Source organism: Flavobacterium sp. I3-2, assembly GCF_013389595.1.
Lineage (GTDB): Bacteria > Bacteroidota > Bacteroidia > Flavobacteriales > Flavobacteriaceae > Flavobacterium.
This window is the reverse complement of record NZ_CP058306.1, coordinates 2,902,852-2,929,213: the sequence shown is the minus strand read 5'-3', so window position 1 is coordinate 2,929,213 and position 26,362 is coordinate 2,902,852. Positions and strand designations below refer to the sequence as shown.

Annotated in this window: 17 protein-coding genes; 9 read left to right on the top strand and 8 right to left on the bottom strand. The window is 31.3% G+C overall.

What is annotated here, in order from left to right:
- Positions 1–22: 22 nt before the first annotated feature.
- Both HW119_RS13955 and HW119_RS13950 read right to left on the bottom strand, forming a co-directional pair.
- The gene (locus HW119_RS13955; RefSeq protein WP_177765392.1) at positions 23–847 is read right to left on the bottom strand and encodes a VanW family protein; all 825 of its coding nucleotides are present in this window, start codon (positions 845–847) and stop codon (positions 23–25) included.
- Positions 848–881: 34 nt separating this feature from the next.
- Complete coding sequence (locus HW119_RS13950) at positions 882–1,673, bottom strand: DUF4261 domain-containing protein (RefSeq protein WP_177765390.1); 792 nt, start codon at positions 1,671–1,673, stop codon at positions 882–884.
- A gap of 156 nt (positions 1,674–1,829) precedes the next feature.
- Between HW119_RS13950 and HW119_RS13945 the strand changes: the two genes are divergently transcribed.
- The 4 genes from HW119_RS13945 to HW119_RS13930 all read left to right on the top strand — a co-directional run bounded on the left by HW119_RS13945 (position 1,830) and on the right by HW119_RS13930 (position 5,602).
- A complete protein-coding gene (locus tag HW119_RS13945; RefSeq protein WP_177765388.1) occupies positions 1,830–2,393 on the top strand; it encodes a DUF6646 family protein in 564 nt (187 codons plus the stop codon).
- A gap of 79 nt (positions 2,394–2,472) precedes the next feature.
- The gene (locus HW119_RS13940; protein ID WP_177765386.1) at positions 2,473–2,901 is read left to right on the top strand and encodes an adenylyltransferase/cytidyltransferase family protein; all 429 of its coding nucleotides are present in this window, start codon (positions 2,473–2,475) and stop codon (positions 2,899–2,901) included.
- Between the two features lie 3 nt (positions 2,902–2,904).
- Positions 2,905–3,942 (top strand): UDP-glucose 4-epimerase GalE, encoded by a 1,038-nt coding sequence (gene galE, locus HW119_RS13935; RefSeq protein ID WP_177765384.1) that lies wholly within the window; start codon positions 2,905–2,907, stop codon positions 3,940–3,942.
- Positions 3,943–4,285: 343 nt separating this feature from the next.
- Positions 4,286–5,602: a nucleotide sugar dehydrogenase gene (locus HW119_RS13930; RefSeq protein ID WP_317171487.1), complete on the top strand. Its 1,317-nt coding sequence runs from the start codon at positions 4,286–4,288 to the stop codon at positions 5,600–5,602.
- A 3,529-nt stretch (positions 5,603–9,131) separates the two neighbouring features.
- On the opposite strand, the gene HW119_RS13925 is transcribed toward HW119_RS13930, so the two are convergent.
- The 6 genes from HW119_RS13925 to HW119_RS13900 form a co-directional block, all read right to left on the bottom strand.
- Entirely contained in the window at positions 9,132–10,562 is a 1,431-nt protein-coding gene (locus HW119_RS13925; RefSeq protein ID WP_177765382.1) for an anion permease, read from the bottom strand.
- Positions 10,563–10,579: 17 nt separating this feature from the next.
- On the bottom strand, positions 10,580–11,752 hold the full coding sequence (locus HW119_RS13920; RefSeq protein WP_177765380.1) for a porin: 1,173 nt from the start codon (positions 11,750–11,752) through the stop codon (positions 10,580–10,582).
- 4 nt (positions 11,753–11,756) lie between these two features.
- A complete protein-coding gene (locus HW119_RS13915) occupies positions 11,757–12,509 on the bottom strand; it encodes a succinate dehydrogenase/fumarate reductase iron-sulfur subunit (RefSeq protein WP_177765378.1) in 753 nt (250 codons plus the stop codon).
- Between the two features lie 8 nt (positions 12,510–12,517).
- On the bottom strand, positions 12,518–14,437 hold the full coding sequence (locus HW119_RS13910; protein WP_177765376.1) for a fumarate reductase/succinate dehydrogenase flavoprotein subunit: 1,920 nt from the start codon (positions 14,435–14,437) through the stop codon (positions 12,518–12,520).
- A gap of 7 nt (positions 14,438–14,444) precedes the next feature.
- Entirely contained in the window at positions 14,445–15,095 is a 651-nt protein-coding gene (locus HW119_RS13905) for a succinate dehydrogenase cytochrome b subunit (protein ID WP_177765374.1), read from the bottom strand.
- 93 nt (positions 15,096–15,188) lie between these two features.
- The gene (locus HW119_RS13900) at positions 15,189–15,776 is read right to left on the bottom strand and encodes a hypothetical protein (RefSeq protein WP_177765372.1); all 588 of its coding nucleotides are present in this window, start codon (positions 15,774–15,776) and stop codon (positions 15,189–15,191) included.
- Positions 15,777–16,106: 330 nt separating this feature from the next.
- Here HW119_RS13900 and HW119_RS13895 point away from each other — a divergent pair, with 330 nt between their 5' ends.
- The 5 genes from HW119_RS13895 (at position 16,107) to HW119_RS13875 (ending at position 26,358) form a co-directional block, all read left to right on the top strand.
- The gene (locus HW119_RS13895; protein WP_177765370.1) at positions 16,107–16,730 is read left to right on the top strand and encodes a hypothetical protein; all 624 of its coding nucleotides are present in this window, start codon (positions 16,107–16,109) and stop codon (positions 16,728–16,730) included.
- Between the two features lie 2,889 nt (positions 16,731–19,619).
- Entirely contained in the window at positions 19,620–22,547 is a 2,928-nt protein-coding gene (locus HW119_RS13890) for a hypothetical protein (protein WP_177765368.1), read from the top strand.
- A 639-nt stretch (positions 22,548–23,186) separates the two neighbouring features.
- Positions 23,187–24,047, top strand: a complete 861-nt coding sequence (gene rfbA, locus HW119_RS13885) for a glucose-1-phosphate thymidylyltransferase RfbA (protein ID WP_177765366.1) — start codon at positions 23,187–23,189, stop codon at positions 24,045–24,047.
- A 5-nt stretch (positions 24,048–24,052) separates the two neighbouring features.
- Entirely contained in the window at positions 24,053–25,027 is a 975-nt protein-coding gene (locus HW119_RS13880) for an SDR family oxidoreductase (protein ID WP_177765364.1), read from the top strand.
- Positions 25,028–25,044: 17 nt separating this feature from the next.
- Positions 25,045–26,358 carry a nucleotide sugar dehydrogenase gene (locus tag HW119_RS13875; protein WP_177765362.1) on the top strand — a complete coding sequence of 438 codons (1,314 nt, stop codon included), beginning with the start codon at positions 25,045–25,047 and terminating at the stop codon, positions 26,356–26,358.
- The last annotated feature ends 4 nt before the right edge of the window (positions 26,359–26,362 follow it).

The window sequence follows — 26,362 nt, the reverse complement described above, 5'->3', positions numbered from 1 at the left end:
TTACAAATATCTACAAAGTATTTCAATCTTCCGAAAAATCTATATAATGTTCCGGTTCATAAGTTACTCGAGCAAAATTCTTTTTTAACAGTTCAGATTTTATAACATTTCCATTTTGCTTTAGGATCGAATCACGCCAAATTTCGTTTTTTCGATAATATTCATTTTCTTTTTTCAAAAAATGATGGTCTTTTTCAAAAATATGATAAGCATGTTCCAATTCTTCATTAACTCGAAGTTCACCTTCCAAATATTTATCTCCAACACTTAATAGAATTTGAAAGGTTTTATTGGTATGATTCTCAAATTGAAAATCGATATAATTATAAAAGATAGCTGCTCCGCTTCCAAAAGGTAAAATACGTCCTTCATCCGGAAATGGATCAAATGAATGATTAGATTTCTCAGTTATTGTCAATGGACTGTGCATCACCATCCAATGAATCATGTTCGAAATTTGACAAATTCCACCACCTATTCCAGGTCTAGCTTCGCCAAACGAAAGTTCCATTCCCATTAAAAAACCTTTCTTTTTTGTTGGGCGTCCAACAAGTTTGCAAAAAGAGAAAGTTTCTCCTGGTTTGATTATGATACCATTTAAATTCTGAACTGCAATTTTTAAATTAGTTATTTTATTGAATTGTAGTTGTTCGTTATTTTGACCTAATTTTCGTAACAAAACCGATTGGTGTTTTTTTACACGAAACGGTAAAGCTTCGCAATCGTGAACTTTTGAATAAGATTTTCCATCAAAAAACCATGCTGTTTTTCGTTTGGTTCTTCTTAGCCAAACAGCTAAAAAATACAACGTAGGATGCATTTGACTGATCAGTTTTCTTTGTTTCATAAATTTAGTAAGTGGTTAAAAAAATAGGGTTTATTTATAATTTAAGTTTACATGATAAACCATCGACAAATTCACCTTTAGAAATAGAAATTTCAATCTTGTGATCGGCAGAAAAACCTACTGTTTCTTTATCTTTAAAACTGACATTATTACGGATTACATATTCAGAAATATTCATTATAAACGAAAAAATTTCTTCTAATTCTAATTTTGAATTTACAATTTCTAACTCTAATTTATTAAAAGATTCAAGACCAAATGTATAAACAGAATTACCAAAATCAGAGGGTCTAAGTCCAATGTAAATCCATAACGGAACCGGAATTTCGTTGTTTTTTATATCATTCAAATAATCTAGGTATTGTTCTTTTGGGATAAGTAAAGACTGACTTCCTTGATAAATTCCTATCGATTCTGAAGTTTGTAACAACGAACATAAAACTTTCGAAAGTAAAAAATGACGTTCTAAGTTTGTTTTTTTGCCAGACATGATAGAAACAATGACATGACCATCTACATGTTTAAGTTCATCTGTTGCATGCTTCCAATTGTAGGCGTATTTGGCTGTATTTTCTAAATCTTCATACGGAATTGAAGCAGGTATATAAGCAATTGCTACACGTTCTCCATCAATTGATAATATTGCTGTGTCATCATCTCCATCGTCATTGACCACATTTAAGTTCCAATAATTTTCTAAATGCGAAATAATTTTTGCCAATTCATAACGATTACCGTTCGTAAACATGGGCATTGCCAAAAGCATTTTGCTTTCTTTTGCAGGTATTTGTGCTTGATTTTTTTTAAAGAAATTAAAAAATCCCATAAGTGTTGTTTGATGTTTTTTAGTGAAAATCTAAGATTAACAAAAAAGAATTGTCTAATCTTTATAATTTTAATTTTTAAATAATTTAATTTTTTTCTAACCGTTAAATTAATTGAATCTTTCAATTATATTTGGGCGCTAAAAAAACAATTAAAAATGAAATTTATAAAAAAATATTTGAGTTTGATTACCATTTTTGGATGTTATGACGTGTCAAACGCACAAATGGCTTATGATGGTAATAGTGATTATAAAATATTTGTTGGATATATAAATGTTGATGGTAAATCAGGTATTGATTTTCAATTCGATTCGGCTTTGACAGAATTAGTTTCTGTTGGAGTAAGGTTAAATTACTTGATAAAACCGGGGAAAGACAATAGTAACGAGGAGAATTATGGAAAAGTATTTACTAAAGTTGATAATATTTTACAAAATTATAATGCTGGAATTTTTGTTAGATTTCATTTTGGGCCAACTTTTAAGATAGCCGAAACCATGGATCCTTTTTTGGGTTTAGACGCAAGTGTTAAATCGTTAGGAGCTCACGCAGGATTTAAATATAAATTATCAGATGTAATTGGTTTATATGCGATGTACAATTATAGTTTTTCATCGTCATTTGCAGGAGATACCGATTTAGAAAACGAAAGTTTTATAAATTATTATGGAAAATCCAATGCTGTTTCGGTTGGAGTAACCTTCAATATAGATTATTAATGTTTTATTTACAGTTATTGCTTGTTTTTCTTTAAAAGTAATAATAAATTGCAACACCAAAATTAAAAAACATCACAATATGAAAATTGGAATTACTTTCAGTGCATTTGATTTATTGCACGCAGGGCATATTAAAATGCTAGAGGATGCTAAGCGTCAATGCGATTATTTAATTTGCGGTTTACAAACAGATCCGACTTTAGATCGTCCAGAAAAAAACAAACCTTTACAGAGTGTTGTTGAGCGTTTTATTCAGTTAGAAGGATGTAAATATGTTGATCAAATTGTACCTTACGCTACCGAACAAGATTTAGAAGACATCTTAAAAGCTTTTAAAATTGATGTTCGAATTTTAGGTGAAGAATATCAAGATAAGAATTTTACTGGTAGAACATATTGCGAAGAAAAAGGTATCGAATTGTATTATAATGCAAGAGACCATCATTATTCTTCAACTAGATTAAGAACGAAAGCAGCTGAATTTGAAAAATTAAAAAGAGTTATTTAATTAATGAAAAAAATACTTGTTACAGGAGGTTTAGGCTATATTGGATCACACGTTGTTGTCGTTTTGCAAGAAGCAGGATTTGATGTGACAATTATTGATGATTTTTCAAACTCTTCTATAAAAGTTTTAGAGAATATTTTTTTGATTACAGGGATAAAACCAAGTTTTTTTGAAATTGATTTAAAAGATAAAGTAAAAGTTGATACCTTTTTTAAGGCTAATAAAATAGACGGAATTATTCATTTTGCAGCCTATAAAGCTGTTGGTGAGTCGGTGCAAAAACCTCTAGATTATTATCGTAATAATTTAGAAGGATTATTAAATGTGCTTGAATCAATGGAACAATACCAAATTGATAATTTCATTTTTTCGTCATCTTGTTCAGTTTATGGACAAGCAGACCAAATGCCAATTATAGAAAAAACACCTTTGAAGCGCGCAGAATCACCTTATGGTAAAACCAAAGCTATGGGAGAAGAAATCATTTCTGATTTTACCAAAGCGATGAATAAAAATGCGATTTCGTTACGATATTTTAATCCAGTGGGTTCTCACAAAAGCTATTTGTTAGGAGATAAATCAAGCGGGATTCCAAATAATTTGTTGCCTTATATCACACAAACGGCTTCAGGTTTACGAGAACAATTAATAGTTTTTGGAAAGGATTATGAAACCAAAGACGGAACTGCAATTAGAGATTATGTCGATGTTAATGATATTGCAGATGCTCATGTATTAGCACTTCAGTATTTATTACATAAAAAAAATAAAGATAAATTAGAATTTTTTAATCTTGGTTCCGGAACAGGTTCTACAGTACTTGAAATAATTGAAGCATTTGAAAGAGCAAATAATTTAAAAATACCGTATACAATTTCAAACCGACGAGAAGGTGATATTCAAGAAGCTTATGCGGATTTTTCAAAAGCAAAAGAAAAACTTCATTGGCAACCAAAAACGTCATTAGAAATTTCGATGAAAACCGCATGGGAATTTGAAAAGAAATTAAAAGAAAATGAATTCAAAATACCTAATCATTAAAGAATTATTTGATTTACAATTTAAGTTTGTAAATACAATCGAAATTGAGAATTGGTCAGTTTATAACAAAACACTTAAAAACATAAATCACATTCTAAATGAACAAAATATTCTTAGTTCCTCACATTTACATTCTTAAAATTTAGCTTTGGAAATTTTTTTGAATCATAATTATATTTCAATCGATGATTTTCAGTATTTTAAATCGCTGTTAAAAGATTTAGAAAACCATAAATAATAAAAGTGCTTAGATTAATAAGCACTTTTATTATTTATATAAGTTTTAACAAGGCTTATTTTTGTTTTTGAAAATAAGTATCTAATTTGTTTTAAAATTATATTGATGAAAAAAATTAAATTAGCAATCATAGGATTGGGCTATGTTGGCCTGCCATTAGCTAGACTTTTTGCTACCAAATATGCAGTAGTTGGTTTTGATATAAATCAAACCAGAATTGATGAATTGAGAAAAGGAATAGATGCAACTCAAGAAATTGAAAATAAAGACTTACAGTCTGTAACCATTGATCATGTGCCTTTTGATTCTGAATCAAAAGGATTGTATTGTACCAATCAAATAGATGACATTAAAGAGGCCAATGTGTTTATCGTAACGGTTCCTACACCGGTTGATAAAAACAACAGGCCCAATTTAACTCCACTCCATAAAGCATCAGAAACCATATCAAGAATTTTGAAAAAAGGCGATGTGGTCATTTATGAATCAACTGTTTATCCTGGGGTAACCGAAGATGAATGTATTCCGATATTAGAACGTATTTCAAGTTTAAAATTTAATGTTGATTTTTTTGCAGGATATTCCCCAGAACGAATAAATCCAGGAGACAAAAAACATACGGTCGATAAAATATTAAAAGTAACTTCAGGTTCCACGCCAGAGATTGGCGTCTTTGTTGATAATTTGTACAAATCAGTAATTGTTGCAGGGACACATTTAGCTTCTTCGATTAAAGTTGCCGAAGCATCTAAAGTTATTGAAAATTCACAACGCGATATTAATATTGCTTTTGTAAATGAATTAGCAAAAATTTTTGCACTAATGGATATTGATACAAATGAAGTCCTTGAAGCAGCAAGTACCAAATGGAATTTTCTGCCTTTCAAGCCAGGATTGGTTGGAGGACATTGTATCGGAGTTGATCCATTTTATCTTGCTCAAAAAGCTCAAGAAATTGGGTATTATTCAGAATTAATCCTAACTTCAAGACGTTTAAATGATTCTATGGGGCCTTTTGTAGCTTCTCAAATTATCAAATTGATGATAAAAAATGATTTAAAAATAAAAGGTGGTAAAATATTAAACTTAGGAATTACTTTCAAAGAAAATTGTCCTGATATTCGAAATTCAAAAGCCATTGATGTAATTAAAGCATTAGAAGAATATGGACTTGAAGTAGTAACGTTCGATCCATGGGCAAATCCAGATGAAGTACAGCTTGAATATGGTTTTAAATCAATGAATAACATCGAAGAAATTTTTAAAATCAGCCAAAAAATTCACGGTTTTGATGCAGTTGTATTAACTGTTGCTCATCAAGAATTTCTAAAATTAAATTTACGCGATTTATTAAATAAAGATGGGGTTGTTTATGATGTAAAAGGCGCTTTACCTAAAAATATGTACGACAAAAGATTGTAATTTAGGAAAAAGAGAATAGGGAAATCGGGAATTGAACTTTAAAACGATATTTCGATTTAGAACGCAGCATAAATCCTATTGCCTACAGCTAAAAAAGGAAAAGTGAATCGAGAAATAGGGAATTGAATTTGAAAACGATAATATGATTTAGAACACAGCATAAAGTCAAAAATTTAAAATAAAAAGTTTAAAGTCGAAAAGGAAAAGAGAATCGGGAAATTGGGAATGGAGTAAAAAAAGTATTTTCAAACTATTTTGTAGAATCGTAAACCCCGACATACAGTATCTTAACGAGAATCTGCAAGGTGAAATTTCGTAAGAAAGCAACCGCTGACCGAAGCGAAGCAAGACCGGTTGTTTTTAGAAATAAGCCGTAGTAGATCGTTTAAATACTGCGTCGGAGCACTTTTTCTTTCTTTTTGGTGCTTCAAAAAGGAAAAACAAGATACAAGAATCTAAAACGTACTATTAAAACCTTAGCAACTCAAAAAACAAATACTACATCAAGTGCAGCATGACAAAATAGAATATTTAGTACTGTTAAAAACGTTCATTGAATTGAGAATCGGGAAATAGAGAATCGGGAATTGAATTTGAAAACGATAATATGATTTAGAACGCAGCATAAAGCCTATTGCCTACAGCTAAAAAAGGAAAAGTGAATCGAGAAATAGGGAATTGAATTTGAAAACGATAATATGATTTAGAACACAGCATAAAGTCAAAAATTTAAAATAAAAAGTTTAAAGTCGAAAAGGAAAAGAGAATCGGGAAATTGGGAATGGAGTAAAAAAAGTATTTTCAAACTATTTTGTAGAATCGTAAACCCCGACATACAGTATCTTAACGAGAATCTGCAAGGTGAAATTTCGTAAGAAAGCAACCGCTGACCGAAGCGAAGCAAGACCGGTTGTTTTTAGAAATAAGCCGTAGTAGATCGTTTAAATACTGCGTCGGAGCACTTTTTCTTTCTTTTTGGTGCTTCAAAAAGGAAAAACAAGATACAAGAATCTAAAACGTACTATTAAAACCTTAGCAACTCAAAAAACAAATACTACATCAAGTGCAGCATGACAAAATAGAATATGAGTACAAACAAATACGTTCATTGTAATTAGGAAAAGGGAATCGGGAATTGAATTTGAAATATACTGTCATTCTGAGCGCAGTGAAAACGAAGTCGAAGAATCTGTGTACTAACAAAATACGTTCATTGTAATTGGGAATAAGGAAATAGAGAATCGGGAATTGTATTTGAAAATGTAATAATTTGAAAATGAAATAAAATATTCAGTAGAATCGTAAACCCCGACATACAGTATCTTAACGAGAATCTGCAAGGTGAAATTTCGTAAGAAAGCAACCGCTGACCGAAGCGAAGCAAGACCGGTTGTTTTTAGAAATAAGCCGTAGTAGATCGTTTAAATACTGCGTCGGAGCACTTTTTCTTTCTTTTTGGTGCTTCAAAAAGGAAAAACAAGATACAAGAATCTAAAACGTACTATTAAAACCTTAGCAACTCAAAAAACAAATGCTACATCAAGTGCAGCATGACAAAATAGAATATTTAGTACTGTTAAAAACGTTCATTGAATTGAGAATCGGGAAATAGAGAATAGGGAATTGAATTTGAAAACGATAATATGATTTAGAACGCAGCATAAAGCCTATTGCCTACAGCATAAAGTCGAAGGTTTAAAGTCGAAAAGGAAAAGAGAATAGGAAATTGAATTTGAAAATTTCAAAATGAAACTAATTATTAAGTAGAATCGTAAACCCGACATCAAAAAGAAATACGTTAAGAAAATGAAGCAATTTTCGTAAAGAATCATTTGGCTGACTGAAGCTTTGAAAAAGCAAGATTATTCGAGCGTTAATATTTGTTTTAATTCTCATGAATACTGCGCCTTACACGCTCAGTGTAAATAGCCAAGTCATAAAGGCTTGTATTTGAAAATGATTTAGTAAAATGCGCACATTTTTAGAATTTCTATTTGCAGTCTTGATCTTTTGTAACTTTTGCATCAAGGTAAAAGTTAAATGAAAATGCAAAAAACTAATCAAACATTTGAAAAACTAAATGCGATACTACATCAAGTGCAGCATGATATAATAGAATTTGAAGTAATAACAAAAACGTTCATTGTAATAGGGAATAAGGAAATAGAGAATCGGGAATTGAATTTGAAAATGATATTCTGATTAAAAACACGGCTTACAGCCTAAGACTTACAGCTAAAAAAGGAAAAGAGAATGGGGAAATAGGGAATTAAATTTGAAAACGATAATATGATTTAGAACGCAGCATAAAGCCTATTGCCTACAGCATAAAGTCGAAGGTTTAAAGTCGAAAAGGAAAAGAGAATAGGAAATTGAATTTGAAAATTTCAAAATGAAACTAATTATTAAGTAGAATCGTAAACCCGACATCAAAAAGAAATACGTTAAGAAAATGAAGCAATTTTCGTAAAGAATCATTTGGCTGACTGAAGCTTTGAAAAAGCAAGATTATTCGAGCGTTAATATTTGTTTTAATTCTCATGAATACTGCGCCTTACACGCTCAGTGTAAATAGCCAAGTCATAAAGGCTTGTATTTGAAAATGATTTAGTAAAATGCGCACATTTTTAGAATTTCTATTTGCAGTCTTGATCTTTTGTAACTTTTGCATCAAGGTAAAAGTTAAATGAAAATGCAAAAAACTAATCAAACATTTGAAAAACTAAATGCGATACTTCATCAAGTGCAGCATGACAAATTAGAATATTTAGTACTGTTAAAAACGTTCATTGAATTGAGAATCGGGAAATTGAGAATCGGGAATTGAATTTGAAAACGATATTGTGATTTAATACTCAGCTTAAATCCTATTGCCTACAGCTAAAAAAGAAAAAGAGAATCGAGAAATAGGGAATGGAGTAAAAAATGCAAATTAGAAAATGTACTTTCAAACTATTTCGTGGAATCTTAACCCCCGACATACAGTATCTTAACGAGAATCTGCAAGGTGAAATTTCGTAAGAAAGCAACCGCTGACCGAAGCGAAGCAAGACCGGTTGTTTTTAGAAATAAGCCGTAGTAGATCGTTTAAATACTGCGTCGGAGCACTTTTTCTTTCTTTTTGGTGCTATCAAATCGAAGATTCACAGACTCCTTAATTTAAAATATAAAAGTGGAGGTAAAAAGGAAAAACAAGATACAAGAATCTAAAACGTACTATTAAAACCTTAGCAACTCAAAAAACAAATACTACATCAAGTGCAGCATGACAAAATAGAATTTGAAGTAATAACAAAAACGTTCATTGTAATTAGGAAAAGGGAATCGGGAATTGAATTTGAAATATACTGTCATTCTGAGCGCAGTGAAAACGAAGTCGAAGAATCTGTGTACTAACAAAATACGTTCATTGGAATTGAGAATAAAGAATAAGGAATTGAATTTGAAAATTTTAAGATTTGAAAACGATATTCCGATTTAGAACACAGCATATGACCTATTGCTTATAGCTTATAGCTTAGCCTATTGCCTAATATGCCCCAATCATACGCATCCAAGAAGTTCCTACAACTAAGAAAATAAGCATTAAAAATAAACCTATAATTAAACCATAAATCCACCAAGATTTTAGTTCAACATAACCACTACCAAAAAATACAGGTGCTGGACCGTGACCGTAATGCGTTAGCGTTCCGTATAACGAACCTGTGAATCCTAGCATTAATGCCAAAAGTAATCCGGGAACTCCTAAAGAAATTCCAACAGCTAATAAAGCGGCATACATTGCTGCAACGTGAGCTGTGGCACTTGCAAACATATAATGGCTAAAGAAATATACAGCTAATATAAGCGGAAACGCATAATGCCAATCCATACCACCCATTTGCGTTTCAATTAAACTACTAAACCATTTAATAAATCCTAATTCGTTCAGTGAACTTGCCATCATTACTAAAACAGCAAACCAAACAATGGTGTCCCAAGCACCTTTTTCTGATTTTACATCATCCCATGTTAAAACAGAACTTAGTAATAAAATTGCTAAACCAATAAATGCCGTTGTGGTAGCATCAATACTAAACAAATCGCCTGTAATCCATAAACCAAGAAGGATAAAGAAAGTAACCAACATCAAAATTTCGGATGTCTTAAAAGGTCCCATTTCTTTTAGCTTTTCTGTTGCAATTTTTGGAGCATCGGCAGTTTTCTTTAATTCAGGAGGGAATATTTTATACAATACCAAAGGCATCAATAAAAAAGCTACCAAACCAGGAATAATTGCTGCTTGTGCCCAAGACATCCAAGTGATTTTTAATCCCATATCAGCGGCAAATTTTTGACACATGGGGTTACTTGCTGTTCCGGTTAAGAACATCGCCGAACCAATTAAATTAGCATAATAACAATTTAATGTTAAGAACGAACCTAATTTACGATGTGTTTCTGGCTTTTGTGGATCAGAATCAAAATTCAAAGCAGTAGCTTTCATAATCGGATAAATAATACCTCCACCACGAGCTGTGTTACTCGGAATTGCAGGAGCTAAAACCAAATCAGCTAGTCCAATTCCGTATGCTAATCCCAAAGTTGTTTTTCCGAAAACCTTGATGAATAAATAAGCGATTCTGTTTCCTAAACCGGTTTTGATAAAACCACGAGCGATAAAAAATGAAATTCCAATCAACCAAATGACTTTATCTCCAAAACCTTTTAAACTTAAAGTGATTGATTTACCAGGTTCACCCGGAGCAAGTAATTGAAAGCTTGCAGTTAAGCCAACAGCAATCATACACATGGTTCCCATGGGTGCCGCTTTTAAAATAATACCGAAAATAGTAGCCACAAAAATGGCAAACAAATGCCAAGCTTCAGGTACAACTCCTTCTGGAATAGGACAAAACCAAATGGCAATTCCAACCGCAAGTGTAATGGCTAGTTTTACTAAATTAACTTCTTTCATAACTATTTTTTTATGGGTTATAATCTACATTGAAATTGTACAAAGGCTAAACTTGAATTGTAATTTTTGGTGTTTGCGATGTTGGTTTTATAATTATCGAATTGCATTCCGATTTGCAAACGTGCACCATAGTTTTTAAGAAATTCTAAACTGAGCATGGGCGTCCATGTTTGTCTCGGATTGGAATCTATTTTTGAGCTTGCATCTAAATATTCATAACGTAATGAAAGTTCAATTGCCTTAAATCTTGGATTACCAATCTCGTACCTTAAGTTTGGAAGTATGTAAAAACCTTGTAACATATAATCATCAATATTTAATTTTGCTGCTTCAACTTCATCTAATGTAGCTAATACACTAGCATATAAAACATGATTGGTGGCTTGGTAGCCTTCAATTCTAAAATCAACGCTCCAATTTTTAGCCAAGCTTACCTTGTATGTAAAATCGAAACCGTAGGCATATACTTTATGTGCATTTTCCTCACCAATCCCACCACTAATTCCAACAGCAAAATCTTTCTTTTTATCTAAATTTAACCAAACTCTACTTGTATAATGTTTTCCATTATTATTATCAGTGGTGTTTTTTCCGTTTCCATTAGTAATTGCAACTGAGTAATTCATAGGAATTTTTCCCAAATCTACTTGTCCACCTGCAGAGACCCCAATCTGAAAACTTTGCCAACCATTGCTACCCATTAAATAATATGCATTCGACCAATCAATAGATTTGATGATATCAACCGCATGAGAATCTTCAATTCCAAATTGAGGTCTAAATTGCCCGGCTTGTATTTGTAAATGTTTGTTAACCGTGTACTTAGCAAATGCATTTTCTAACACACGCGTTTTAGGATCATTTTTAAAATCGGCTAAATTGATTAAAGTGTTCAATTCTAAATTTTCAGAAATTTGTGCTGCTAAAGAAATACGCATACGTTTTATTTCGAAAGAATTATCAACTGATTTTCCATCGCTATGTTGTAATCCGTTGATATCAACATCTTTTTTAAAATTAGCCAAATATCTTGCTTGAAAAACACCTCCTAATTTTAATTTGGGATATTTTACTTCTTCTTTTTTGGTTTCGACAACATGTACTTCTATTTTTTCATAAACCGGTTCCTGAGCTTGAATGTTTTGAACAACAAATAGGCTAAAAATACTAATGATAAGTTGTTGTTTCATGGCGCTATTTTTTAGATTTTAAAAAGCGAGAACGATTGTATTCGTAGTTCATACGCGCAATATTCAAAACAGAAATACCTTGCGGACATTCCACTTCACAAGCTTCAGTATTGGAACAATGACCAAAATCTTCGGCATCCATTTGATGTAACATTTTCAGAACTCGCGCATTGCGTTCTATTTTTCCTTGAGGAAGTTGAGCAAATTGCGAAATTTTTGCTGAGGTAAATAGGGCAGCACTTCCATTCTTACAAGTTGCTACACAAGCACCACAGCCAATACATGCTGCAGCATCAAAAGCACTTTCAGCAATTTCATGAGAAATAGGAATTGAGTTAGCCTCAGGAGCTTGACCTGTATTTACAGAAACATAACCACCCGCAGAAATAATACGATCAAAAGCAGTACGATCTACTTTTAAATCTTTTTTTATAGGAAATCCTGCTGCACGGAAAGGTTCGATATAAATGGTTTCATTGTCTTTAAATTCACGCATGTGCAACTGACAGGTCGTAGTGTTTTTTAACGGTCCATGAGCAATTCCGTTGATAACCACACCACATTGCCCACAAATTCCTTCCCTACAATCGTGATCAAACTCAACAGGCTCTTCGTTTTTTCGAATCAACTCATCGTTTAAAGTGTCTAACATTTCCAAAAAAGACATATGTGTATTCACGTTATCTAAGGTATAATCAACCAAACGCCCTTGATCTTCACGATTTTTTTGTCGCCATATTTTAAGATGTAATTTCATAAGTTGGTTTATTTATAACTACGAATAGTTGGTTGCACAAATTCAAAGGTTAAAATTTCTTTATTTAATATCGGTTCTTTATCTAAAGATCCAGGCCATTCCCATGCCGAAATAAATTGAAAATCTGTATCATTTCGTTCAGCTTCTCCGTCTGGTGTTTGGAATTCTTCACGAAAATGCGCTCCGCAAGATTCATTTCTGGTCAATGCATCGTAACACATCAAAACACCAATTTCAAAATAATCTGCTACACGACCTGCTTTTTCTAACTCCGCATTCATTCGGTCAGAAGCACCTGTTACATTTACGTTCTTATAAAATTCATCTCGTAATTTGTTAATCGCTTCAATTGCAAATTCTAAACCTTCCTTATTTCGAGCTAAACCGCAATAATCATAAAGTAATTTACCTAATTTTTTGTGATAGTAATCCACGGTTTGATTGCCTTTTATTTGAAGTAATTGATCTAGTTTTAGTTTAGATTCAGCCTCTGCTTTATCAAAAGCTTCATGATTTGTACTGATTTTTCCTTCCTTAATTTGATCAGCCAAATAGTTAGCAATGGTATATGGAGCAATAAAATAGCCATCAACAGACGCTTGCAGTAAAGAATTTGCTCCTAATCTGTTTGCGCCATGATCGGCAAAATTTGCTTCGCCAAGAGCAAACAAACCAGGTATTGTAGTCATTAATTCGTAATCCACCCAAAGGCCACCCATAGAAAAATGGGCTGCAGGTGAGATCATCATAGGTTCTTTATAAGCATTGATTCCGGTGATCTTTTCATACATAGTAAAGAGATTACCATATTTCTCGGCAATTTTATTTTGACCTTGTTCTTTTATTGCTTTAGAAAAATCTAAATAAACCGCATTTTTTAGAGCACCAACTCCATAACCTGCATCGATACGTTCTTTAGCTGCACGCGAAGAAATATCTCGTGGAGCTAAATTTCCAAAAGCTGGATAACGTCGTTCTAAATAATAATCGCGTTCTTGTTCTGGAATATCATTTGCGATACGTTGTTCGTCTAGATTTTTCGGGACCCAAATGCGACCATCGTTTCGAAGCGATTCAGACATTAAAGTCAACTTAGATTGATAATCGCCAGACTGAGGTAGGGAAGTAGGGTGGATTTGTGTCCAACTAGGTGATGCAAAATACGCACCTTTTTTATAAGCACGCCAAATTGCCGAACCGTTACAACCCATGGCCAAGGTCGATAAATAATATATTTTTCCGAAACCACCTGTAGCTAAAACCACCGCATGAGCCGCATGACGTTCGATTGCACCTGTTTCTAGATTACGAACAATAACGCCACGTGCACGGCCGTCAATCACAACCAAGTCTAACATTTCGTGACTAGCAAATAGCTGTACCGTTTTTTTATCAACCTGACGCATTAACGCTTGATACGTTCCTAAAAGTAATTGCTGGCCCGTTTGTCCGCGTGCATAAAACGTTCTACTTACTTGAACACCACCAAACGAACGATTATTTAAATAACCGCCGTATTCTCTACCAAATGGTACACCTTGTGCTACGGCTTGGTCAATTAAGTTCACAGAACACTCTGCAAGTCTGTAAACATTAGCTTCACGTGCTCTAAAATCTCCGCCTTTTAACGTGTCAACAAACATACGATAGATGCTGTCTCCATCGTTTTTGTAATTTTTTGCAGCATTTACACCACCTTGAGCAGCTACTGAATGGGCACGTCTAGGCGAATCTTGAAAGCAAAACGATTTGACATTGTAACCCATCTCACCTAACGAAGCTGCTACGGATGCGCCAGCTAAACCGGTTCCTATGACGATAACGTCTAATTTTTTTCGATTGGCTGGATTAACTAAACGAGCATTTTTTTTATAATTTGACCATTTTTCTTCTAATGGTCCATGAGGAATTTTAGCATTTAATTTCATCGAAAAACTATTTAGAAGTGAAAAATATATAAACAGGCATTAAAGCAAATCCAACGCAAATTAGTATGGCATACGCAATTCCAAAATATTGAATCCATTTTACAAACTTTGGATTAAATAATCCTAATGTTCTTATGCCACTAGAAATTCCATGTGCTAAGTGATAAGCTAATGCAATCATTGCAACAACATAAATAGCCACTAGCCAACCTTGTTGAAAAGCAGTTACAACTACCGTGTATAAATCTTTATTACCCCAAGGATCTAAACCTATGGACCCAAACTTATAGACATACCAAAAGTTTTGAAAATGCAATACAAGAAATAACAAGATTATCAATCCAAGAAAACCCATATTTCGACTGCTCCATTTACTGGCTCTATCACGGGAGTCTTTTTTATAAGTACCACCTGATTTTTTGTTTTTAACAGTAATGATCCAAGCATAAATTGCATGCAAAAGAATTGATAAGTACAAAACATAGGAAACGATTTTTATAAACGCATTTCCTGTTAGAAAGTTAGAGTACCAATTGAATTTTTCTTGCGCCTCATCAGGTGATAAAAATAATTGTGTGTTTCCTAAAAAATGTATCAAAAGAAAGAAACAAAGAAACAGTCCAGTAAAAGACATGAATAGTTTACGTGTTGTGGTCATATTTTTTTTATTAAATAGCTAAAAGTTATTTTTTTCGAAGCTTTATTCCGTATTACTAAGCTGTAAGTTTTAAATACACTAAAAAAACAATTTCTATAATATTACAATTCTTGGGTTTAAAAAGTATATTCTGTACCGTGTTTTATCTTTGTAGCTTACAGGTATTGTCTTTAAAATTTTGGCTAAAAAAAAGCGTTTTTTCTTTCCACTTTTAGTAAATGCAGGAATTTTTACCACACTTAGATTATCGTCCTCTGGATTATTTTCCCAATCTCCAATCCAACCTTGTTTCATTATCTTTTTAAAGTTTTCTAGTGTTATCTCAGAATCCGTAGATAAAATTTCATTAAAATTACTTGTATCTATGTTTTGATGATATGTTTTACAAAAATTAAGAATGGGCTCAAAGTATTCGGCTTTTATGTTATATAAATCCAGTTTCCTACATACCGTACTTAAACTATATTCGGTTTTAATTGTGTGAATTAAACTCTCAAATTGTTTAGCATTTAGAACGCCAATCGAATTGTAAAACTCATCAAGTGTAGATTTAATGAATTCAGATTGATTTCTTGAGGTATTATGCTCTGCTTCCAATAAGGATTGCAAAAAATCAATTCTTTTATGACTTGGTACATAATGTAAATCATATAGCAATTTTATTTTGTTTAGCTCTTTCATGTAGTATATTTTTTGTTTTTTTTTGTTAAATATATATAAAAAAAATAAAAAATTAACCAAGTGTGGTTTTTTTTCTATTCCAATTAAAAATAAATAATTTATTAAAAGAGAATTACCAAAGGCAACTATTTAAAAGGTGTTAGTTAAAATAGTGTTTTATGATGATTATTCGTTTTTTTTATTTATTTATTATTTTATTTATTTTAAAATTAAGTTTTTGTTTGGTTTTATTCTAAAAAATATCATAATTTTTTATTTTGTCTCGGTAAAAAGTTCTGCTTGGCATACTTGTTGAATAATGTTTAGTATAAATTATAAAATTATATCAATATGAAGAGTAAATTGAAAATTACCGTGTTATTTTTATTAATTTCATTTTTTTATTCAAATGCACAAGATGCAAAAACTACAGTTGAGTTAATTCAATCTTCTAAAGAAAAAATAACTGAGTTAAATGCTGAAGCAGCTAAAATTGGTGAAGCTATAGAATTGAAAAAGCAAGATTTAATTATAAAAGATAGTCAAGCAAAACAGTTAGCTATTCAAACCTCAGAAGCTAAAAAATTAAAAGATAAAGTAAAAACAGAAGATGCAAAACGCGTTCAGAAAACAGCTGATCAAGAAGTAAGTTATATAAAAAAAGAATTAAAAAATCTTCAAAAATCTCAAAAAGAAAAACTAAAAGAAGCCAAACAATTAGCAAAATCTAACAACTCTATAGAAAAAGCTCAAAAAAATGTAACCAAAACAAAAGCTAAACTTTTAAAAGCAGATAACAACCTAAAAAAGACCACAACACAATACGAAAAAAATATGTTGAACAAAAAGCTAACTTTAGAAAAAGAGATAAAAGCAAAATCTAAAATTCTCAAACTAGATACCCAAGTAAAAGAATTAAAGTTAGAGTTGAAAAAAAATGAACTAATTCTTCAGACAGAACAATTAAAATTTTAATCTGATTTTTTATAAAGCCTCAAAAAATTTACACTTTTTGAGTTTTTTGTATTTAAAGGATCTTCTCATTGCACAATCTCATTGGTTTTATTACAGATTGATTTCTGTTAACTGAAAAATTTTTTTCAAAAAGTTATTTTTATTACTGTTTTTTGATTTATGTAATTATATTAACCTGTAGTGTATTATAGAATTCCCTCAGATATACAGATTTTTACCCATTAAACTACGTAGGACAAACAAATTACGAAACTTATTGAATGTATTAGATTCAAAATCTGTGAAAATTTAATTAGGAGTTAATTTTATCTATCAATTTGAATCTGCGCATCACCGAATCAGGATTAGAATTTGAAAATGTGATAATTTGAAGATTTGAAAATGAAATGATCTGAATGTAAGTCAAAAGTTTCAAGTTCAAAGTTTCAAGTTCAAAATAGAATATTAAGTAGAAACAAAGCGTATATAGTAACCAAGTAACCAAGTAACGAAGTGACCGAGTGACCGAGTTTAGAACTACAAAATAAAATATTAAGTAGAAACAAAGCGTATATAGTAACCAAGTAACCAAGTAACCAAGTGACGAAGTGACGAAGTAACCAAGTTTAGAACTACAAAATAGAATATTAAGTAGAAACAAACTACGTTCATTGAAAAACAAAACACAATATTCAGCAGAAACGTAACCCGACATCAAATAGGGAATTGGGAAATTGGGAAATAGTAAATCGAGTACTAAATATACTCGGTAGAACAAATAAAAAAACAGACTAAAAAAAGCATTTATAACCTATTTTGCAGAATCGAAACCCCGACATCAAATAGTGAAATAGTGAAATAGTGAATGTAGTAACCAAGTTTAGAACTACAAAATGGGATATTAAGTACAAATAAAACACGTTCATTGAAAAACAAAACACAATATTCAGCAGAATCGTAAACCCGACATACAGTCAAAATACGAGTAGTCTAAAAGTTGAGAAAAGCGTAAAATCAAAAAGCTGACTGAAGCTTTGAAAAAGCAAGACCTTTTTGATTTAGCGTTCGAAACCATTTAGACCGTATTTAGACTGCGTCGAAGCACTTTGCTTCTTTAGTGCATTTAAAGAAGAAGAAATAAAATAAAGAATTACAATTCGCACTATTAAACCAGTATACAAAAAACAAGATGCTATTAAAAACGGAACAAAGAAAGCATTTATAACCTATTTTGCAGAATCGAAACCCCGACATACAGGATTTTAACGAAAATCTGCAAGGTGAAATTTCGTAAGAAAGGAACTGCTGATTATTCGAGCGAAAATATTTGTTTTAGTTCTCATGAATACGTCGCCTTACGCGCTCAGTGTAATTAATCAAGTCATAAAGGCTTGTATTTGAAGCTTTGAAAAGGCAAGACCAGTTCCTTTTAGAAATAAGCCGTAGTAGATCGTTAAAATACTGCGTCGGAGCACTTTATTCGAGCGTTTATATTTTTTTTTGTTCTCATGAATACTGCGCCTTACGCGTTCAGTGTAAATAGTCAAGTCATAAAGGCTTGTATTTGTCTTCTTTAGTGCATTTAAAGAAGAAGAAATAAAATAAAGAATTACAATTCGCACTATTAAACCAGTATACAAAAAACAAGATGCTATAAAAAACGGAACAAAAAAAGCATTTATAACCTATTTAGTAGAATCGAAACCCCGACATACAGTCAAAATGCGAGTGTCTAAAAGTTGAGAAAAGCGTAAAATCAAAAAGCTGACTGAAGTTTTGAAAAAACAAGACCTTTTTGATTTAGCGTTCGAAACCATTTAGACCGTATTTAGACTGCGTCGGAAACCCCTTTTGGTTCTTTTGGGGGTAATCCAAAAGAATAATATAAGAATCAAAAAACTTAATATGATGCTAACCCGAGCTTGCGAACTGTACCAAGTAACCAAGTAACCAAGTGACGTAGTGACGAAGTAACCAAGTAATCAAGTAACGAAGTGACGAAGTAACCAAGTTTAGAACTACAAAATAGAATATTAAGTAGAAACAAACTACGTTCATTGAAAAACAAAACACAATATTCAGCAGAATCGTAAACCCGACATACAGTATATTGACGAGAATCTGCAAGGTGAAATTTCGTAAGAAAGCAACCGCTGACCGAAGCGAAGCAAGATCGGTTGTTTTTAGAAATAAGCCGTAGTAGATCGTTAAAATACTGCGTCGGAAACCCCTTTTATTCAAGCGTTAATATTTGTTTTAGTTTCTCATGAATACTACGCCTTATACGCTCAGTTTGAAAAAATAAGTCATTTAGGCTTGTATTTGTTTTCTTTAGTGCTTTTAAAGAAAAGAAAAAAACAAGATGCGATACTGCATCAAGTGCAGCATGATATAATAGAATTTGAAGTACTAACAAAAACGTTCATTGGAATAGAGAATCGGGAAAAGAGAATCGGGAATAGAACTTTAAAACGATATTTCGACTTAGAACTCAGCTTAAAGCATACAGCCTATAGCCTAAAAAGGAAAAAAGAATGGGAAAATAGGGAGTTGAACTTTAAAACAATAATATGATTTAGAACTCAACATAAAGCCTATTGCTTAATGCAGACATTTAATTTGAAAATGTTATAAGTTAAAGATTTTTTTGAATATTTACTAATGTTATTTGTTGTTCAATATTTTAATATTTAGTTTTTTTAATCTACAATTTAAACGTGTTTTTTTCAATGAATCAATTTTTAAAGTGAATTATTTATCATGTAATTGTATTTTCACCTTTTATTCCTTAATATTCATTATTCATCTTTAAAATTTCATGCATTATAACTTTAAATTAGTTTTTTAATCTAAAAAAATACGTTTTGTTAATTAATAATAATATTTTTACCTGAAAAACATTATTATTTTATGAAAAGTTCTAAAAGGCATATCTGTTTACTTTCTCTAGTAGTAACCAGTAATTTATTTGCTGTAAATGACACAAAACGTACAGCTATTTTTTATAATTCATTTTCACATGAAATAAATTGTAAACTCAAAACGAATTCTAATCAATATTTTGAAGAACAAAGTGATGTTTCAGGAGAACCAATCTATAATTTGTTTTATTTAGCTAGAGCAATTTCTACAAAAACAAATAGTTTAGACGCTTTAGGCTATTTGAACTACCTAGCACAAAATTCGAAAAGTGATACCTTGCTGATATCTTCACTTCAAAAAAACTTAAGTAATAATATAAGAGAAGAATTAAAAATTGATTTAAACAATTACTTCAAATCAGTTTTAGGAGTTGATGCTAAGTTTGATGGTATTGAAAAAAAATACAAAGGAATATTTAGCGGTAGGAATGCGAAGATAAAAAATGACATTGAGGAACTAAATAAAGTTATCTATGCTTACAGAAATGTAGATATTATAACTCCTGTAAAAGATTTCATTTTTACTAATTCAGATGGTTTTATTGTAGATGATTTAAGTGATGATTTTTTTAAAAAAAATGTAGAAATACTATCAAACACTGTTTTTCTAGATTCAAAACAGTATAAAGAAATAATTAACAACTTCAATTATATTAAAGATCCAAACAAGAAAACGTTTAAAGAAGAATATGATAAATTAAGCAATTCAAATTTAAATGTGTATTCATTTGTTAAATATTATAAATCGTATTATTCAACTTTATCAGACTCTAGAAATAAATTAGTGAATAATTTAGTGAATAATTATTTAGATAATTTAATAGCTTATGAAGAAAAGGGGATTTTTCAAATAGATCGAAATCAAATCAACGCTAGAATCAATGAGACGCGTAGGGTAGTTCAAGAAAATAATCAGGAAATATCAGGATATAGAGTTCCAAGTCAAACAGATATTATCAACTCTGTTGCCCAATTTATGGCTAATAGAGCTAAGCAGGAAACTATGATTTGGTTTGTACAATATTTACAAAGAGAAATTCAAAACCCATTATTATGGGATACCTTTCCGGAAACGAAGGAAGTGCTTGAAACTTTTGATCTTGATAGACTGAAAGATTTAAATGATAATTGGCGTACAAGTTTGTCATCGGATTTTGTAAAAATGCCAACAAATCTGATCAATAGTAGTTGGTTAGAAAATCAAGCTGTTTATAACAATCGTTTATCTGAATTACAAAATATTAAAGCTACAGTTAAGAGTGTAAATTATTTTCAAAAACTAATAAATGAGCGTCACAATTACAGATCTATATTAAAAAATTTTTATGAAAAGGGAAAAGAGAGTGATTTCTATAATAATCAACAACACTTAAAAGATATAACAGCTCTTTTGTATATCGTTTCTAATGAGTTTTATACCATTTATGACAAAAAAATGTATTATATAACTTCAGAGCAGATTAATAATATTTCAGAAGAGCAGTGGAAAGATTTATTGGATTTAATCGAAATTAAATACGGAGTTTACGAAAAACAAGTCTTTCAAAATATTTTTACAGATAAATTAAATACTAGTAAACGAAAGCAATTAGCAAATTTGTTATTAGACTTCTCTCAATTAGACGCATTAAGTAAAGCAGCTTTGGATGAAAATCATCCCTCATTTATTTTGGCTTGGAACAAAATGATTGATTTATTAAAATACGTAGATCCAAATTACAATGTTACCTATGATAGCTTTAATTCTGATATGTATTCAGAGATTGATCAGTTACAGATTTTGTATAAAATTGGTCAACAAATTGTGAAAAAAGATTTCAAGGCAGTTACTCAAAATACTATTACATTTATAAAACCTATTTTTTCAAACTCAAATTATACGATAAATATTCAAGACAATACAATTAATGTTTTTTTCAACGCATCTGCAAAGCCAATTAAAATTGTAGATGCAAATAAAATCAAAAGGACAAAAATTGAATGTAATAATGTTACTATTAGTTTTGAAAAATATAAAGAAAATCAAATTAAAATCGTTGGAGAAACTGAAAATTTTTTTACCATTTCAGAATTAAAAAATGAACTTAAATCAGTAAAAATTGCTATTGCCAGCAATGAATTAATCAATTTTAAAGCCAATGACAATTCCTTTTTGTCTATGATTTTTAAAGAAAATTTTCCAAGTTTAGATTCAAAAATAGATGAAGAAAATATTCAGAATTCTTTAATTCTCACAAACTTACTAATTGATTTAGTTGAAAATCCATTAAAAATAATGAGTAATAGTAATTATGAAGTTTTCGATATTGAATTTGATGATTTTCAAGGTAGTTTTAAAAATAATGCAATAAATAAACTTTTAAAAACAACTACTATTTTTTCTGAAATCATAAACGCTAAAGATGAGAAAGAAGTTTATTCAGCTATTGAAGAAATGTTTTCGCCTAAAGAGTCCTATATGATAAAACGAAAAAATAAAAGTACTTTCACGATAAATGGATATGTAGGTTTGTTTACTGGTTATCAATTTGTTCAGAGTCAGCCAAGTGATTATAAAAATTCATTTATTTATGGAGTAACGGCACCGATTGGTCTAACCTATTCGGGTAAAAGATTCGGAACCTTTGTACAATTTTTAGAATTAGGAAATTTAGTTAATCATTATTTGTGGTCAAGTTCAGATTACAGTCACAAGCAAAAGGTAAGTATAAAAGAATTATTTAGTCCAGGAGTTAAATTTTTATTTAACATCCCAAAAACACCATTTGTAGCTTATACAGGAGCCAGTTTCGTTCAGGTAGACAAGTATTTAAATGACCAACAACTTATAGTTAATAATCGAGCAATAGATTTAATTCAATGGACAATCGGATTTAAAATTGATATTCCTTTTTATACCGTTTTTAAAAAAAATTAACATTGTAAGAACTTCATGCAAAAAATAATTTGTGAGTTACGTTATACGTTGTTGATTAGTAAATTTTACAAATTAAAAGAGGTAATAATTTATAGTTTTGGAAATATTTGCTGAAATTATTTGCTGTTAGGTTCAGTTTATACTCATTACAGTTTTTCCAAATCTTTAATCTTTCAATTGACATTATTCAATTGATGGTTTATAAGTGAATTTTTTCAACCATTAATTTTTAAAGTAAAAGTTAATTAGTTAACTGTATTTCCTATTTTTTATTACTTTTTTTAGTTTCATAAATTATTTACCTTTTTGTTTTTTTCGACAGAAAAAATAAAAACGACAACTAACTTCACATTTTTGATAGTAAAAAAGTGAGTTAAATTCAATATCGCTAAGTAATTTTAGCTTTTTGAGATTATTGATTTGAGTAATCGTTTTATTTTTAACAAAATGTATTATTTATTGTTTATTTGTTAACTTTTTTATTGCTAGCTTGTTAAAAATAAAATATATCACAATAAAGTTTGGTTGGGTAATTAGGTTTATTTACTTTTACAACCGAATGTTAAAAAGAAAGCATTATGTAAATAAGTGCTATTTTTTTAACAATCAAAACCAAAAAACCAAAAACAAAAACAACACATGAAGGGAATTATTTTAGCCGGAGGTTCGGGAACGCGTCTGCATCCGTTAACTTTGGCGGTAAGCAAGCAGTTGATGCCTGTTTACGATAAACCTATGATATATTATCCGCTTTCGACTCTTATGTTAGCAGGAATTAATGAGATTCTTATTATCTCAACCCCTCATGATGTACCTCATTTCAAAAAACTTTTAGGAGACGGAACCCAATTAGGTTGTCGTTTTGAATATGCAGAGCAGGCTGAACCAAACGGATTAGCTCAAGCTTTTATCATTGGAGAAAAATTTATCGGTAACGATAAAGTAGCTTTGATATTAGGAGATAACATCTTCTATGGTTCAGGTATGTCAAAACTGCTTCAAAGTTGTACGGATGTATCAGGCGGAGTCGTTTTTGCATATCCTGTGAGTGATCCAGAACGTTACGGAGTTGTCGAGTTCAACGAAAACAATCAAGTCATATCAATTGAAGAAAAACCTTTAAACCCTAAATCAAATTATGCAGTTCCAGGTTTGTATTTTTATGATAATAGTGTCGTAGAAATTGCAAAAAGCATCCAACCTTCAGCACGTGGCGAGTACGAAATCACCGATGTAAACAAAAGATATTTAGCCCAAGGAAACCTAAAAGTAGGTGTTTTTGATCGCGGAACAGCTTGGTTAGACACCGGCACCTTTACTTCTTTAATGCAAGCCGGGCAATTCGTACAAGTCATAGAAGAACGTCAAGGACTTAAAATCGGAGCAATCGAAGAGGTAGCCTACCGTATGGGATACATCAACAAAGAACAATTAACCAAAATAGCCCAACCACTGATTAAAAGTGGTTATGGTGAATATTTAATGAAAGTTTGTAAGTAAACATAATGAAACACATATTAATTACAGGGGGAGCAGGCTTCATCGGTTCTAATCTAACCGAATATTTCTTAAACAAAGGTTATAAAGTAACATGTTTAGATAATTTTGCTACGGGATATCGACATAATATCGAAGAATTTTTTTCTAATGAAAACTATACATTGATTGAAGGAGATATTCGTGATTTTGAAACTTGCCAAAAAGCAGTACATAACGTAGATTATGTATTACATCAAGCAGCATTAGGTTCAGTTCCAAGATCGATAAATGACCCAATTACTTCAAATGAAGTTAATGTTTCTGGTTTCTTAAACATGTTAGTAGCAGCACGTGATGCAGGTATTAAACGTTTTGTGTATGCAGCATCTTCTTCAACCTATGGTGATTCGGAAGCTTTACCTAAAGTAGAAGATGTTATCGGTAAACCATTATCACCTTATGCGGTTACTAAGTATGTAAATGAATTATATGCCGATGTATTCGCTAAAACGTATGGAATGGAAATCATTGGTTTGCGTTATTTTAATGTTTTTGGTCGTCGTCAAAACACACGTGGCGCTTATGCAGCGGTTATTCCATTGTTTACGAAATTGTTAATTCAACACGAGTCACCAACGATTAATGGCACCGGTGAAAATTCTCGTGATTTCACGTACATCGATAATGTAATTCAAATGAATGAGTTGGCAATGTTAACCAAAAATCCATTGGCAATCAATACCGTGTACAATACAGCTGTAGGTGATCGTACCAACTTAAACCAATTGGTAAGCTATATAAAAGAATTTTTAACGGCATTTGATTCGGAGATTTCTAATATTCCTGTGAATCACGGTCCAAACCGCCAAGGAGATATTCCACATTCATTAGCGTCCGTACATAAAGCTAAAGAATTTTTAGGTTATCAACCGACACATGTCATTCGCCAAGGTCTGCAAGAAGCTGTAACTTGGTATTGGAATCATAAACACTTATTATAATATATTAATCAAAAAAAATGAATACACAACACAAAATTGCCGTTATAGGTTTAGGCTACGTAGGTTTACCATTAGCACGTTTGTTTGCAACTAAATTTCCAGTGGTTGGTTTTGACATCAATCAAAAACGTATTGGTGAATTAAATAATGGAAATGATTTTACATTAGAAGTTTCAGATGAAGTTTTACAGGCTGTTTTAGTAAAAGAAAATCCTTTCGCAACGGATACAAACGGATTGTACTGTTCTCATAATTTAACTGATATCGAAACGGCAAATGTTTATGTAGTAACCGTTCCAACACCTGTAGATAAAAACAACCGTCCAGATTTAACACCGTTATACAAATCTTCAGAAACGGTTGCTAAAGTTTTGAAAAAAGGAGATATTGTGATTTATGAATCAACGGTTTATCCAGGAGTTACGGAAGAAGAATGTATTCCTGTTTTAGAACGCGTTTCAGGTCTGAAATTTAACGAAGATTTCTTTGCAGGTTATTCACCAGAACGTATCAACCCAGGTGACAAAGAACATACGGTTGAAAAAATACTAAAAGTTACTTCTGGTTCTACTCCAGCAATTGGTGAGGTTGTGAATAACTTGTATAAAGAAGTAATTGTTGCAGGAACGCATTTAGCACCATGTATTAAAGTAGCTGAGGCAGCTAAAGTAATCGAAAACTCGCAACGTGATATTAATATTGCTTTTGTAAACGAACTTGCTAAAATTTTCAATTTATTAGACATCGATACTCATGCGGTTTTAGAAGCAGCAGGTACCAAATGGAATTTCTTACCTTTTAAACCAGGTTTAGTAGGTGGACATTGTATTGGTGTAGATCCGTATTACTTAGCGCAAAAAGCACAAGAAGCAGGTTATCACCCAGAAATAATTTTAGCTGGTCGTCGTTTAAATGATTCTATGGGAGAGTATGTAGCTTCTCAGGTGATTAAAACCATGATCAAGAAAAAAATCAACGTATGTGGTGCACGTGTATTAAATTTAGGAATTACTTTTAAAGAAAATTGTCCAGATGTTCGTAATACCAAAGCGGTAGATGTAATACATGCCTTACAAGATTATGGCGTAGAAGTAGTAACGTATGATCCATGGGCTAACCCAGCCGAAGTAATGCATGAGTATAACCTATCTTGTCATTCTGAGCTTGTCGAAGAATCTATACAAAACGATTCAAAAACGAAATACGATGCCATCGTATTAACCGTAGCACATAAAGAATTTACAGATTTAGATTTAAACCAATTCTTAAAAGAGGGCGGTGTTGTTTATGATGTAAAAGGGATTTTAACTGAGGCTGATAATAGATTATAAATTT